8 protein-coding genes are annotated in these 14868 nt (G+C 47.1%); 3 read left to right on the top strand and 5 right to left on the bottom strand.

The genetic code is table 11. The features are described 5' to 3' along the window. Positions 1–35 precede the first annotated feature (35 nt). From sdaAB to NSQ38_RS19755, 3 genes are all read right to left on the bottom strand, one after another. The gene (gene sdaAB / locus NSQ38_RS19765; RefSeq protein ID WP_339783718.1) at positions 36–704 is read right to left on the bottom strand and encodes an L-serine ammonia-lyase, iron-sulfur-dependent subunit beta; all 669 of its coding nucleotides are present in this window, start codon (positions 702–704) and stop codon (positions 36–38) included. Positions 705–708: 4 nt separating this feature from the next. Then, a complete protein-coding gene (locus NSQ38_RS19760; RefSeq protein WP_339783717.1) occupies positions 709–2151 on the bottom strand; it encodes a M20 family metallopeptidase in 1443 nt (480 codons plus the stop codon). A gap of 94 nt (positions 2152–2245) precedes the next feature. Further along, the gene (locus NSQ38_RS19755) at positions 2246–3490 is read right to left on the bottom strand and encodes an MFS transporter (RefSeq protein ID WP_339783715.1); all 1245 of its coding nucleotides are present in this window, start codon (positions 3488–3490) and stop codon (positions 2246–2248) included. A gap of 146 nt (positions 3491–3636) precedes the next feature. Between NSQ38_RS19755 and NSQ38_RS19750 the strand changes: the two genes are divergently transcribed. After that, on the top strand, positions 3637–5706 hold the full coding sequence (locus tag NSQ38_RS19750; protein WP_339783713.1) for a helix-turn-helix domain-containing protein: 2070 nt from the start codon (positions 3637–3639) through the stop codon (positions 5704–5706). 23 nt (positions 5707–5729) lie between these two features. On the opposite strand, the gene NSQ38_RS19745 is transcribed toward NSQ38_RS19750, so the two are convergent. Then, positions 5730–6344: a TetR/AcrR family transcriptional regulator gene (locus NSQ38_RS19745; protein ID WP_339783711.1), complete on the bottom strand. Its 615-nt coding sequence runs from the start codon at positions 6342–6344 to the stop codon at positions 5730–5732. 176 nt (positions 6345–6520) lie between these two features. On the opposite strand from NSQ38_RS19745, the gene NSQ38_RS19740 reads away from it, so the two are divergent. Next, complete coding sequence (locus tag NSQ38_RS19740) at positions 6521–7258, top strand: SDR family NAD(P)-dependent oxidoreductase (RefSeq protein ID WP_074095227.1); 738 nt, start codon at positions 6521–6523, stop codon at positions 7256–7258. A 130-nt stretch (positions 7259–7388) separates the two neighbouring features. Here NSQ38_RS19740 and NSQ38_RS19735 read toward each other — a convergent pair whose 3' ends face one another. Further along, positions 7389–8261 carry an AraC family transcriptional regulator gene (locus NSQ38_RS19735; RefSeq protein ID WP_074095228.1) on the bottom strand — a complete coding sequence of 291 codons (873 nt, stop codon included), beginning with the start codon at positions 8259–8261 and terminating at the stop codon, positions 7389–7391. A gap of 208 nt (positions 8262–8469) precedes the next feature. Between NSQ38_RS19735 and NSQ38_RS19730 the strand changes: the two genes are divergently transcribed. Then, a complete protein-coding gene (locus NSQ38_RS19730; RefSeq protein ID WP_339783709.1) occupies positions 8470–14856 on the top strand; it encodes a GDSL-type esterase/lipase family protein in 6387 nt (2128 codons plus the stop codon). Positions 14857–14868 lie beyond the last annotated feature (12 nt).

Here is a 14868-nt window from a genome sequence, read left to right as displayed (position 1 = left end):
CCTTTTTTTGAGAAAGCTGAAGTCAGATATTTAAGCTAAAGACAGAGTAGAGTGACTTCCTGGACCTCTGGAATGACTTCGATCTGGCGGACCACGGCAGGATCCACCTTGCCATCACATTCCAGTACCATCATGGCTTCACCGCGCCGGTTCTTTCGATCCACGGACATGTGTCCAATATTAATGTGATTATCCACGAGCAACCGAGTGACGACAGCAATGACGCCCGGTTCATCGCTGTGACGGATGATGAGTGTAGGATAGAGCGCCGTCAACTTCAGGTTGTAGCCGTTGATCCGGACAATTTCGATATTTCCCCCACCGATCGACGTGCCTACCATATTCAATGTACGATTTCCGGCAGCGTTGGTTAATACAATCTCGGCCGTGTTCGGATGAGGGTACAGCCCCGTCCCCGGACGGATGATGGTTTCCATACCAGCAGTGTCTGCATGGGCAAATGCATCAGGCAGTCCGGGGTCATCCGTGTCCATGTCCAGCAGACCACCCACGATGGCGGTGTCGGTTCCATGTCCTTTGTACGTTGCGGCAAAAGAACCAAACATGAGGATCTCAGCATGTGAGGGACACTCCCCGAACAGATGTCTAGCTGTACGTCCAATCCGTGCTGCTCCAGCGGTATGGGAGCTTGAAGGTCCAACCATGGCTGGACCAATAATGGAAAATACGTCTTTGAACCTCACGGTCTTATTCTCCCCGTTTCGGAGGTTGCACATCTGCCGGAACGAGACAGTCGTAGGATTCCCCACCGAGTCTGTCCAGTAATTCCTGCTGCGCTTCCTTGACGATCTCTGGATGTAAAATGGACTCAATGGCCGTAGCCGCCATCGCTTTAGCTGCGAGTAACATGCCTTTGTGAGCAAAGCTGCTCTTGCCCTGAGCAACGGTTTGCCATGCGTGAAGCGGCGTGCCAAAGGCCATCGTCGTCGTGATACACTGTGCTGTCGGCACATTCCAGCTGACATCTGCTACATCGGTTGAACCACCCATGAACGTTTCCCGCTCATCCGAATACGGAGCAATAAAGTTAGGTAGTGGTCGTTCAGCCAAAAGAGGCGCAAGCTCAGGGCCAACTAACGCGCCAGCTTCCTGTTGGTTCTGTAGGGGCAGCGTATCGTAGATCGCTTTGGCGTAGGTGTATTCTTGCTCTTCATACTCAGGTGCGCCGAAGGCAACGAGATGCTGATGCATTATTTTCTCAAGCGTACTGTTCGGAATCAGGTTGGCGCAGGCGCCTTCATATTTGAAGTCCATCGTTGTTTCGGTCATCAGGGCAGCCCCTTCGGCCACTTTCACCAGCCGTTCAAACAGACTGCGTACCTGTGCGCTCTTGGGAGCTCGAACGAGATAAGTGACCTCGGCTTCCGCTTGCACTACATTGGGAGCCAAGCCGCCTGAGTTCGTGATCGCATAATGAATTCTGGCCTGATCAATCATATGTTCACGCATGTAGTTGGAACCGATATTCATCAACTCAACTGCATCGAGAGCACTACGTCCCAGGTGAGGAGCGGCAGCAGCATGTGCACTAATGCCTTTAAAGGTAAATGTACCGTGAATGACAGCATTGGAGCTTCCATGCATAACGGCATTTAAGGAATGAGGATGCCAGGAGAGAGCAGCATCTACATCTTTAAAATAACCTTCGCGAGCCAGATACGTTTTACCATATCCACTTTCCTCTGCGGGACATCCGTAAAAGCGCACCGTTCCCGGGGTTTCCGGATGTTCCTGAAGATAGTCTTTGATCGCTACTGCAGCAGCCATTGCACCAATGCCGAGCAGATTATGCCCGCATCCATGACCGTTTCCACGCGGCTGAAGAGGTTGATATGTGCTGATTCCAGCTTCCTGGCTGAGATCAGCCAGGGCATCGTATTCGCCCAATAGAGCAATAACGGGCAACCCCGAACCATAGGAAGCGATAAACCCGGTTTCCAATCCTGCCACACCTTTATCAATCGTGAAACCTTCGGATTCCAGCATCCCTATAAGCAACTCTGCTGATTGAAATTCATCGAAACGTGTCTCTGCAAACCCCCAGACTCGGTCACTGGCATTGGTGAACATATCGCGTTTTCCTTCAATGGCTTCCGAGATAAATTGAGTCAAATCTACAGTTGTAGTCATAATTCATAGCACCTCTTATTCGTTAAAATGGTTGTATTGTCGTATAGAACATGAACTAAATGTCGAAGTAACATGTGGCGGCAAACTCTTGTGTTTATACAGCTTTTGCTTGCATCTCAGTTGTGTTATCCTGATCCGAATTCGAACGACGAGAGAACATCAAGGTAATGGAGCAGATCAGAGCGAAAGCGATCAGCATCATAAAGGCGGTGGCATAAGATCCCCCGGAAGCTTCAACCAGGAATCCGATCAGCATCGGAGTCAGAAAACCTGCAAGCTGAGCACCTGTGTTAATGAATCCATTGGCTGTTGCGACGACAGATTCGGGCATCGTTTTAAGGGACTTCGAAATGATCAGTGTTGAGATAAATCCGGCCATTGCCGTAACGATTGTCATGTACGTAATGAATGTGGTGATGCTGCCCGCGGAGCCCATCAGATACAGGAACAAGGCCACAAGTACACCAAACACGGAAGCGATAATTCGATCTTTGCCTGCCGGGATACGGTCAAGCACATAGCCGCTGAGAATCATGGTGAAAATGCTGACCAAAGCCGGAATGGCGGCGAGCAGTCCCATTTGAGTCATATCCAGTCCCCGGACATTGACCATGTACGTCGGCATCCAGGATTGAAGTCCCCAGTTCACTGCATAAATGCTGAAGTAGCTGATGAACAAATTCCAGATCATGGGCGTCTTCAGGACGGTTTTCAGTGACGTTTTGGGTTGTTGGCCCGAATGGGAGTTCGCAAGTGCAGGCTTGGCGGGTTCTTTTAATAAAAAGAACATCAAGGCTGTGATGAGAATCCCTACCGCACCAATGATATAGAACAGGTTGCGCCAGCCAATGGTCACAAGGGCATGTCCGGTAAGAATCGGAGTAATTACCCCCATAATGGCTGCGGATGATAGCATAATGGACATGGCTCCACTGCGCTGATTAATGGGAAAGTTCGTGGCAATCGCCTTGGAACCGGAAGGGAAGAAGCTACCTTCTCCAATCCCAAATAGGAAACGAACAAAGATAAGAGAGAACAACGACCAGGCTGAACCAGTCAGAATAGTGAATACAGACCAGGAGAACAAGGAAACGAGAATAACTTTCCGATAACCGAAACGGTCGGCGAGTGCTCCGCCTGGAATTTGCATAATGGCATATCCGAGAAAAAAGCTGCTGAGGATAATTCCTTGTGCGGAAGCACCTAGGCCCAGATCCTGAGTAATGCCTACAATGGCATAGTTGATGACGAAACGATCCAGGTTGCCAAGACACCAGCCGAGAAACAAGAGAGTGAGAACAATGTACTTGAAGTGTTTACTGTGCATGATTTTAGACATCGCGTTACCTTCTTTCTCATCAAATGTTAACTAAATTTCTGTGTTGCTTTAAAGTTACATGATGTAGGGGTTTCAAGACAATGTATATCTCTGTATAATTATCTGAATCATGATGTGAAAACCTACATTGACAGGAGGCGGCTGCATTGAATGGAATCTTACATAAAATCATGCAAGAACGCTTGGGGAACTGCGATTATGAGGTATGGATCAGCAGTAACTGGGCGGATTGGGTACTGATCGAAGCGATAGGCAGAAGAGAAAGTACACCGCCTTGTTTTGCGGAACAGCTTCCACTGCAACATCCCAAAGTAGAACGGGAATCAGAAGAAAATATGTCAGTTTTTCTTCCATACAATAACAATATATGTGTGGCTATCCGGGTATTTAAGAACTGGGAGTTTTCTGCGGAAGATTTAGTTACACTGTCGTCTTTGCTTTACCCATACTATACGGAAGCTGTAGCAAGCAAGAATGAACGAGCCTTGAATGAAATCATGAACAGTATCAGGGATGTGACTCAACTTCTGGATCTGAACGAGTTGCTTGGACGGATTTTGGTAAGTGCATTATCGGTTATCCCTTATGAGTGCATAGGTGTGTTGTGGAGGTATGACCCTGCGATCGACGCGTTGACGGTCAAGGCAAGAGCAGGGGAGATGGGTGAAGGCATGCTGAGAATGAAACTGAAACCAGGTGAAGGGATCATCGGGAACACCTTTAAGCGAGGTACACCAAAGCTCTACAACGGTTTATCTACAGTAGAAGACGACTTTGGCAATATGACATCGGAGAACAAATATCATCTGAATTCGGCGTATAATTTTCAAGATATAGGTTCAATTATTTCGGTGCCGATCAAGGTAGAAGGTCAATCGGATTGTGTGTTAATCGTTTATCAAAAAGGAAGGGTCCCGCTATTCACGGAGTCGGATGTTCGACTGCTGCAAAGCTTTGCAGATCAGGTTTCGATTGCGATCACAAATGCCAAACTGTACGAGAATCTGAGCAAACAGAACGAGACACTCATGAAACGGGATGAGATTCACTCCTCGCTTATGCGGCTTTCGCTGCAAAATAAGGGCGTGGTATCTATTGTTAACGAACTGACACGTGTTATTGGCGTACCGATGACCTTTGTGGATTTTATCGACAACGAATGGATTCCGAAACGCAGCAAAATCATGAATGGCTGGAATACAGAAAGTCTTCGCAGCTTATACGAATCTTTGCATCATCCAGATTATCTGACGTGTATCGAGGGAAAAGCCGACCGATCGTATCAATATCTGTATCCAATCGCTTCAGCCAATCAGTGCCTTGGTTATCTCATTATCCAGATGATCACAAAGCTTGAACCATTGCAGTTGATTGCGCTGGAGCAGGGAAGCTCCATTTTGGCCCTGGAATTGATGCGCAAACAGTCCCTGGCCGAATTTTATTTTAAAAAAACACAGCAATTTTTCAACGATTTGAGGCTCAGTCAGGATTCAGAGGATTATTGGCAGAAGTCCGGGGAGATCGGAATCGTTCCTTCAACCTCCATCGTGGTGGGACTACTGGAGTTTGCGGAGTGGGTCAACCCTTCTACGCTTAGCGCGTTGTCTGTTCAATTGGTAGCTTATCTAAGAGACAAAATGCCAGCAGGATCGCTGCCCATTGCGTTTGGCAATGAAAGACGAATTACAATACTGCTTATGCTAAACGAGTCGCACAAGCCAGGCAAACTGGAACAACAGTTCAGCGCATTACTGCCGGAGTGGGAACATCGTAATCATGTGAAATTGTTGGGGGGATTAAGTTCAGTGCGGTCTGGGGTCGATGCCATTAATACGGGATACCAGGAAGCGGACAAGGCGCTTGCATACCAGAAGACAAGAGGAGAACAGGGGACGATCCGATATACGGATATTGGTGTTAACCGGTTGTTTATCCGACAACCGGCTGAGGATTTAAATGCATTTTTGGCAGAGATATTTGAGCCGCTTCGGCCTGCCAAAGGGCAGACCAGCGGACTAGAGGAAACTCTCATGACGTATATGGCGTGCGGAGGTTCTGCAGTCCAAGCTGCGTCAGCACTTCATATTCATATCAATACTTTGTATCAGCGTATTCATAAAATCGAAGAGATTCTGGGCATGTCCCTGAGTAATCAGGAGCATCTGCTCCATCTGCAACTGGCCTGTTATCTAAGGCAGACATATCGTTCATCGTGATGTTCAAATCAACTTACTTGAGATCAAGATTCAAACGTGTTACCGACATAATGAAAAGATTGAATATGCGTTTTGGTGAGTTCAATCACGTTTTTGATAAATGCCTCGCGTGATTCACGATATCCGCTTAATATCCAATTGTTCAACAGTCCAAAAAAACCGTAGGCGGTATAGTACTTGAAATAGTCCATGTTCACTGGGGAGTTGTTAATCGTCTCAAAGACAAATTGCTCCTGATAGATTTTGAGTATGGTTTGTGGAAAGCCTGTATGTAAACCAGGTAACGTATCATCGTATTGAATCAGTTCGAAGAAGTCACGGTGTTCGTAGATATAATCCACGATTTGAAAAGATTCGGCATCCAGCTTGTTTGTTGAAACCTTTTGACCGTGCCAATAGGGTTTGCCTACTGCGCCCCTCAATCCTTCGAGTGTCATACTCAACAACTCTTCGGCGAGAATATATTTATCCTGGTAGTGTAAATAAAATGTGCTGCGATTATAACCCGCCTGATCAACGATGTCTTTGACAGAAACACCATGGAATCCTTTTTTCTTAATGAGCTGAATCAGAGCGGTTTTTAGGTGCTCCTTGGTTCGATTACGATGTTGAGATGTCACAATAAGTTCATTATTCATTCAAAAAAACTCCTATAAATATAGACATAGTTTTATAAAGTGTCTACGAGGTAGACACTTGGTCACATCTTAATGATTGGATTGTTACAATTTTAAGCATAGAATTAGTTTTGTAAACATCATATAGCACTATTTATATAGGCGCTATTCAAAATATTATACTGGGGGATTTATTCATGGGCAAACTTCAAGATAAAGTTGCAGTCATCACAGGAGGAGCATCCGGGATTGGTGCAGCGACAGCTCGCTTATTCGTTTCCGAAGGAGCTAAAGTGGTATTGGTGGATCTGAATGAAGAAAAAGGCAAGGCGTTTGAGCAGGAACTGAAAGCGCTTAAAGCAGAGGCTCTCTTTATTAAAGCAAACATAACAAGTGAAGAAGAGGTTTCTGAGATTTTCAAACAAACCGTAGAAACATTTGGTCAAGTGGATATCGTATTTAACAATGCGGGAATCGGACGTGTTCATCCGACGCATGAGCTTGATTATGCCGAATGGCGCAATACAGTCAATGTTGATCTGGACGGCGTATTCTTGGTTGCACGTGAATCGATTCGCGAAATGCTCAAAATTGGCGGAGGTACAATCGTCAACACGGCTTCCATGTACGGATGGGTTGGTTCGCCTGGTTCAGCAGCCTACAATGCAGCTAAAGGCGGCGTTGTGAATCTGACTCGTTCCCTCGCACTGGAGTATGCTGAGCAGAATATTCGGGTGAATTCCCTTTGCCCAGGCTTCATCGATACTCCGATTATCCCGGAAGAGAGCAAGCAAGCACTTTCTGCGGCAACACCAATGAAACGTCTGGGTCAAGCAGAAGAAATGGCCAAAGCCGTTCTGTTCCTAGCTAGTGACGATTCTTCATATATGACAGGAAATAGCCTGATCATAGACGGAGGATACACCGCTCAATAAGTGCAGCAGTATCGAAGTACACAAGAAAGAATATAGTTCCATTAAAAGTCGCTATTCTAGCGGCTTTTTTTGTTTTATTGGTACAAGAGCAGTTCCCGAGCCAAGGACAACTAGCAAACAGCGAGTTTAGCTATTCATAATAGATGGCCTCGTAAGGAAACTCTAGCTTATTCATGCGATATTCTTTGGGAGACATGGACATATATTGACGGAAAACTTTGCCGAAATAGCTGGGACTCTCAAAGCCGCATTGTTGACCAATCTGGGAAATCGGAAGTTCCGTTGTACGTAGTAATCGTACTGCAACCTCAATGCGTCTGTCTTTGAGATAGGCTAACGGTGATGTTTTCTCGGATTTCTGAAATAACCTGCACAAGTAGTGTTTATTGATATCACAATGACTGGCCAGCAGATCCAGTGTCAAAGGGGAGGCATAATTCTCTCGAATGAACTTTTTACATTTTTCAATCGTTGTTATGGATAAGGCACCGATATCCTTCTCCGCATCCCGACTCGTCTGTACCAAGATAAGCAACCACCGATAGACTTGCATGGACAAGCGATACTTGTCCGTAACTTTCTCTTGATGAATCAAATGGATAATTTGCCATAACTCTTGAATCAAGGGAGAGTCCGCGTTTCGTCGAATGACATGTCCCTCATTATCATGGATCATATCCCAAATTCGGTTAGCTTCATCCCCGCGAATGTTGATCCATATAAATTCCCAGGGTTCGTTGTTCTCTTGTTTATAGTAATAGCAATGTTCTCCGGAGATTTTAACAAGTAGGGCATGTCCTTTTGGTAAAGGAATCGTTTGATTTTCAATATCCAGATAACCCTGACCATTAAGTGTGTATTGAAAAACGACGTGCCCCGGGTCCGGTCTATCATCACTTGGACAACGATATTCTTCGCTAGAAACGATCTGCCATCCAATAGAGTCAAGTGTCATGATTGATGTATCGTCATTACGAAAAGCATAAGAAACCGTATGAACCATCGTTTCATCTCCTTCCTAAAAAAGTCAATTATTTTATATAATACGTCACATTTTTTAGATTGTCTGTCTTTTTTTAGACCTGTAAGATAAATGTAAGCGGTAACATAAAGAGGAGGTGGCTGTAAATTGTGTTCATTTGACAACAAACAGGGCAGGATCGAACTGATGATTCTAAAAATGAATTCTTAGATAAGGAGGAGTTAATCGAATGATCCGAAGAACTGTTTCCATCCAGAAATCGATGTTTGTATCTTTTTTAGCACTCCTTATGGTTATTTCACTGGCTGTTCCTCCGGCACCGATGCGTGCAGAGTCATCATCAAACGGCCTGCCGGGTCGCCAAGCAGAATACCTGAACCGGGGTTTGGTTGCGGTTCTTGTAGACAACGGCGTTTTTTTAAGCTGGAGGTATTTAAACAACGACCCAGATGATATCGCTTTCAATATATATAAAAATGGAACCAAAGTGAACGCATCACCCATAAGCGATGTGACGAACTATGTGGACACCACTGGTTTCGACAGCTCGCAATATCAGATCTCCACCGTTATTGCAGGCAAAGAGCAAATGCAACCGGAGGTTGTATCAGTCTGGCATAACGATTATCTGCCTATTCCGCTCGATAAACCGGCTGATGGCCGGACTAAGGATGGTGGAACCTACTCTTATTATGCAGGTGACGCGTCCGTGGCTGACTTGGACGGAGATGGCGAATATGAAATCGTCTTCCTGTGGAGTCCAAGCAATTCCAAGGACAATTCGCAGGCAGGTTATACCGGCAATGTGTATATCGATGCCATCAAACTGGACGGCACAAAGCTGTGGAGGATTGACCTGGGAGTCAATATCCGCGCCGGAGCGCATTATACGCAGTTAATGGTATATGACCTGGATGGCAACGGAAAAGCCGAGGTTGTTGTCAAGACGGCGGACGGCACGAAGGACGGCCAAGGCACGGTCATTGGTGACGGCACGAAAGATTATCGCAACGACGGCGGATACATACTGTCAGGGCCGGAATATCTCACACTGTTTAACGGTGAGACTGGCGCGGCTGTATCTACTGTGAATTATGATCCACCAAGAGGCAACGTCAACGATTGGGGTGACGGCTATGGCAACCGTGTAGACCGGTTCCTTGGCGCCATCGCTTATCTGGACGGTACGAAGCCAAGTGTCGTGATGAGCCGGGGTTATTATACCCGCACAGTGCTTGTTGCTTATGATTATGTTGGCGGGGAACTCGTCAAGCGCTGGACGTTCGACACGAATGAAGCAGGAGCACAATATCAATCACAGGGCAACCATAATCTAAGTGTGCTGGATGTCGACAAGGACGGCAAGGACGAAATTATGTTTGGCGCCTTGGCCATTGATGATGATGGCAGCTTGCTGTACAGCACTGGACTCGGCCACGGTGATGCCATGCATGCCGGCCAGCTCGATCCAAATCGAGAGGGGTACCAGGTCGTAAGCGTGCATGAACATTCGGATGCGGCATACGGATTGGAGATGCGCAATGCGGCAACAGGTGAAATCCTTTGGGGTGAGAAAACAGGTTTTGACACCGGTCGCGGGATGTCGGCGGACATTGATCCGAACTATCCGGGTTACGAATCATGGGCCACGACCGTTACCAACGGGCAAAGTGTCCCTGTAACCAATACTTATTCAGCTGCCGGAGAAGCTATCTACACTGTGGACGAAGGGCCCAAAACCGCCAATTTCGCCATCTGGTGGGATGGAGATCTTCAGCGGGAGCTATTGGACCATGAGTGGGATAATAGCACAGCCAAAGGAATTCCGCTCATCTATAAGTGGGATTACCAAAACAAAAAGCTGAATGAAATCTTCCGGGCAACCGGTACGTTAACGAACAACCATACCAAAGGCAATCCGGCACTTCAGGCGGACATTCTGGGCGACTGGCGTGAGGAGCTTCTGCTGCGGAGCGAAGATAGTTCGGAGTATCGTCTCTACACAACGACCATTCCTTCAGACTATCGCATCCCTACGCTGATGCAGGACCCTGTGTATCGACTTGGCGTAGCCTGGCAAAATGTAGCCTACAACCAGCCGCCTCATACCGGCTTTTATCTTGGAGCGGAAGCTACAGCATTCCCTAAAGCCGATCTGGCGCTGACTCGCGAAGCTGAAATGCTGGAGCCGGTCTACCGTTTTAATTTCGGTACAGAGACTGCGTCAGGAAGTACGAACATACAGGATACGCTCTACGCACAAGATCCGGGATACGGCTTCAAGGATACAAGTGGTGTTACGGTAGGGGCAAACCAGGTTTCGGTTGCGACAGGTACGACATTTGCTGTTGACCTGCCCAATGCAAACTATAAGGTGTCGCTGCGATTGGGCAATGATGCAAATGACTCGAACGTTGGAGTCAAATCCGAATTCGTCCAGAAGCTCGCCGTAACCAATGTGACAGCAGGATCACCACTGGAGTATTCCTATGACATTGCTGTGGTGGATGGACAGCTCGATCTTCTCTTCACGGGTACAGCCATAGACATCCAAGACGTCATCATCGAGAAATATCCAGAGAAAGTAGCCGGTGCGGCAACAACGATCTATATGGCCGGTGATTCAACCATGCAATCTTACAGTGAAATGCAGGCTCCTCAAGAAGGATGGGGGCAACAGTTCGGACGGTATTTCTCCAATGGGGCAGTGATCGTGAACGATGCGATCGGCGGCCGAAGCAGCAAATCATTCATGGTAGACGGTCGTCTGGATACGATCCTGCAGCGAATTAAGCCGGGGGACTTCTTCTTCATTTCCTTTGGTCATAACGACGCGAGTGCAGGGATACCGGACCGGTATGCATCACCAGAGGATTATAAGATCTACTTAACTCGATATGTAAACGGTACCAAACAGCGCGGCGCTACACCCGTATTGCTCACTCCGGTTGGACGCAGAGACTTTAACACGGTGACTCAAGAGTTCAACGTCAGCTTCCCGGCATATGTGCAGGCTGCCAAAGAAGTGGCAGAAGAGCTTGACGTGCCGCTGATTGATCTGAGCAAGTTAAGTATTGCGTATTACGACAAAATTGGTAATACCGCTACGGAAAAAGTATTCCTATATGCTAATCCGGGTGAATATCCAAAATACCCGAATGGAATCAACGATAATACCCATTTCAGCAGCTATGGTGCACAGAAAATTGCCGGACTCGTTGCTGGTGCAGTCAAAGACATGGAGCTGAGTATCTCATCGCTGGTCATTGACCCAGATATTACCGAGCCAGAACCAGAGCCAGAAACCCAGCTCTATGAGGAGGATTTTGAAGGCGACGCTGCCAACTACCAGTATGCGATGGTCAATGCCACGGGTATCGCAGGAACCATGGCGGGAACCGTTGTTGAACAGTCCGGAAATAAGGTACTGTCCGTCACAGGGTCCGGATCGGGCAATCGAGCCAAGGTGTTCCGTCTGTTTGATGCCGTAAACGGCGATCAGGTGAACGTGAACTTTGACTGGCAATCCGGTAATGTGAGCGCATACCCATCAGAAGGTCATCTCACGGTCCAGGATTCCAACGAAAATGCCTTGTTCACGCTGTTTACCAAAACTGGAAGCACCAAAATTCATTATTTTGTCGGTGCATATAATCCAGACTACGGCACAGGGGATACGGCCATACCTGAAGGGGGAACGGCTACAGATATTTCCAAGAACCAGTGGGTCAATGTGGATGCTACCGTTAATTTTGCCGAGAAAACACTTGATCTGACATTAACGAACATAGCGAATCCGACACTTACACAAACGATTCGAGATATCCCACTGAGTTCCGCCGCATATGCGGACAACGTCAGATCCATGCGGTTCCTGGGCACGAGAAAAGGTGGTGGAGGCACGTTGAACTGGACTACCCAGATCGATAACGTGCGAATAGAAGGCACTCAGCTCTCTTCGGAGGGTGGCGATCAGACTGCATTGATCGCTCTGTATGATGAGATCAAAACAATTGATCTATCGGAATACACAGATGCATCGAAGGCCGTGGTGAACCGGGCTTTGGCAGCTGCGGAAGCCATTTTCAATACGGAAGCTACCCAAGCTCAAGTTGACCATGTGTTTAATATGTTAACTGTCGCGAAGGATTCATTGACAAGTGAACCGGGCGAAGGGATAAACGAATACAAATTTGACTTTGGTTCAGGCGGCGCAGCCGACGGATACATCAAAGTAGATGCCAAAAGAGCGTACATCGAAGGCAATGGGTACGGCTTTGCTGATACTGCGCTGACCAAAGATGAGAACCGGGAAACCGGAGATTTGCTCAAGGAAGATTTCACACGAGTAAACGGTACCTCTTTCCTCGCGGAAATGGAGCCGGCGAATTACCGGGTAACGATGACCATCGGGGATGCGGAGGAATCGACCAGCGCAAATGTTGTTGTAGAGCAGATGACAAAACTGCCGCTGACAAGCATTGCCAAGGGCGAATTCAAAGAAATCACGTATGACATTGCCCTGATTGATGGAGTCTTTAACTTCAATTTCACCGGAAATGCACCGAAGATCAATGCGCTGAAACTGGAGCGTCTGCCAGATCAGAGTGCAAGTGATAAACCTGTTATTTATTTGGCCAGCGATTCCACTGTGGCTAATTACGCGGAAAACTATCGTCCGCAAGCAGGCTGGGGAGAAACATTGGGTGGATTTTTTGATCCAAATGAAGTCAGTATTGATAACCGGGCAGTTGGAGGTTTGAGCAGCAAAACCTTCCTGGTCGGCGGATATCTCAACGATATTTTACTCGACATTCAAGAAGGCGATTATCTGTTCATGCAGTGGTCTCATAATGATTCCACACCTTCACGTCCAGAGCGTTATCTTACACCAGAGCAATTTAAGGTATATCTAAAAGAATACATTAACGGTGCTCTTCAAAGAGGGGCAATTCCGGTTCTGGTCACGCCAGTGAATCGTCGTGATTTTACTGGTGAGGTGTTGAACAAAAGCTTCCCGGAATACGTACAGGCGATGAAAGAAACGGCGCAGGAAACGGAAACACTTATCATCGATCTGAACCAAGCCAGTTGGGAGCATTTCCAGGAGCTTGGCACTGAAGGAACCAAATCGATATTCATGTGGGTAGGCACAACGGAAGACAATACACATTTGCAGATGAATGGCGCAATCAAGGTGTCTGAACTCGTGGCACGACTTGTAAAGGAATTGAATATTCCGCTATCTGATTTGGTTACGTTGGAAGGAGAAACTCCGGAGCAGAAGGCCCCGCATACCAAGGCAACTGTGGAAGGAGAATTGCAGAACGGCTGGTATACTTCTCCGGCACAAGTAACCTTCACAGCAAGCGATGAAGATTCCGAAATCGAAGGGACCTATTATCAAATTAATGGTGGCGAAACGGTGAGTGGCACACAGTTGACCCTGACTGAAGAAGGTACACATACCATTACCTACTGGAGCGTCGATGTTGACGGTAACAAAGAGAGCGAACAGTCTTTGTCCATATCCATTGATCTCGTACCTCCAACCATTGAAATTCATGGTCAAACCGAATACACCATTGATCAGCACGTGGAAATTGGCTATACAGCTTCTGATACGGTATCCGGTGTGGCAGAACCGGAGGGTGTGCTCCTGGACACTCCGGCGTATGCACTGGAACCCGGCCTGAACCAGGTTACGGCAACCGTCTCCGATTTGGCAGGCTGGGAACAGACGGTAGAATATAATTTTGGCGTTATTGCCACATTCGACAGCCTGATCAATCTGACCAACGCCTTTGCTGATGAATCGACCGATCCTAATGCCGGCGCTCTTGCTGATCAGCTTACAAACACGTTAAAGCAGGCCAAACAGGCAGCAAACGATCGTGAAGGAGCAAAAGCGCGTCAATTGCTTGCATCCTACGGTAATGACGTTCAAGCAGCTAGAGGAACCGTATTTACGGATGAGCAGGCAAGTGTGCTGATTAAGTGGGAAGAATGGCTCCATCAGACAACGCCACTTGCAAACGGTGCCCCTGGCACTCCGGTGTTATCTGATAATAATGGTTACGACACAGGGCTCAAGGACGGAGACTATACAATCACGATGAATCTGTGGTGGGGGAATAACGGCAATCAGTTCAAGCTGTATGAGAATGGTGAATTGATTAAGGAAATTTCTCTGGTCGATCAATCCCCGTCCGCCCAATCTGTTCAAGTTGATATTACTGGAAAGAAAAATGGCACCTATATCTATACTGGAGAATTGATTAATGCACTGGGTTCAACCATGAGTGTTCCGCTGACAGTCATCGTCACGGATGCTTCCCCGGGGCAAGCTGTTCTGTCGAACGACAACTGGGACGGTGACAGCAACTATAATGTCACCATGAATCTGTGGTGGGGAACAAACGCAACCGAATACGAACTTTACGAAAATGGTCTATTGATTGACACACAATCGCTGCAATCTCATTCGCCTGGTGCACAGTCTGCGGTTACCTCAATCTCTGGAAAGGCACCTGGAATCTACGAGTATGAAGCTGTACTTCGTAATTCTTCAGGGGAAACCAGATCACACAAATTAAATGTGACGGTAAGAGAGTAGGCTGAAATGTTT

The organism is Paenibacillus sp. FSL R7-0313, assembly GCF_037969885.1.
Classification (GTDB): domain Bacteria; phylum Bacillota; class Bacilli; order Paenibacillales; family Paenibacillaceae; genus Paenibacillus.
The sequence above is the reverse complement of the archived record's forward strand: the minus strand, read 5'-3'. Positions and strand labels throughout refer to the sequence as shown.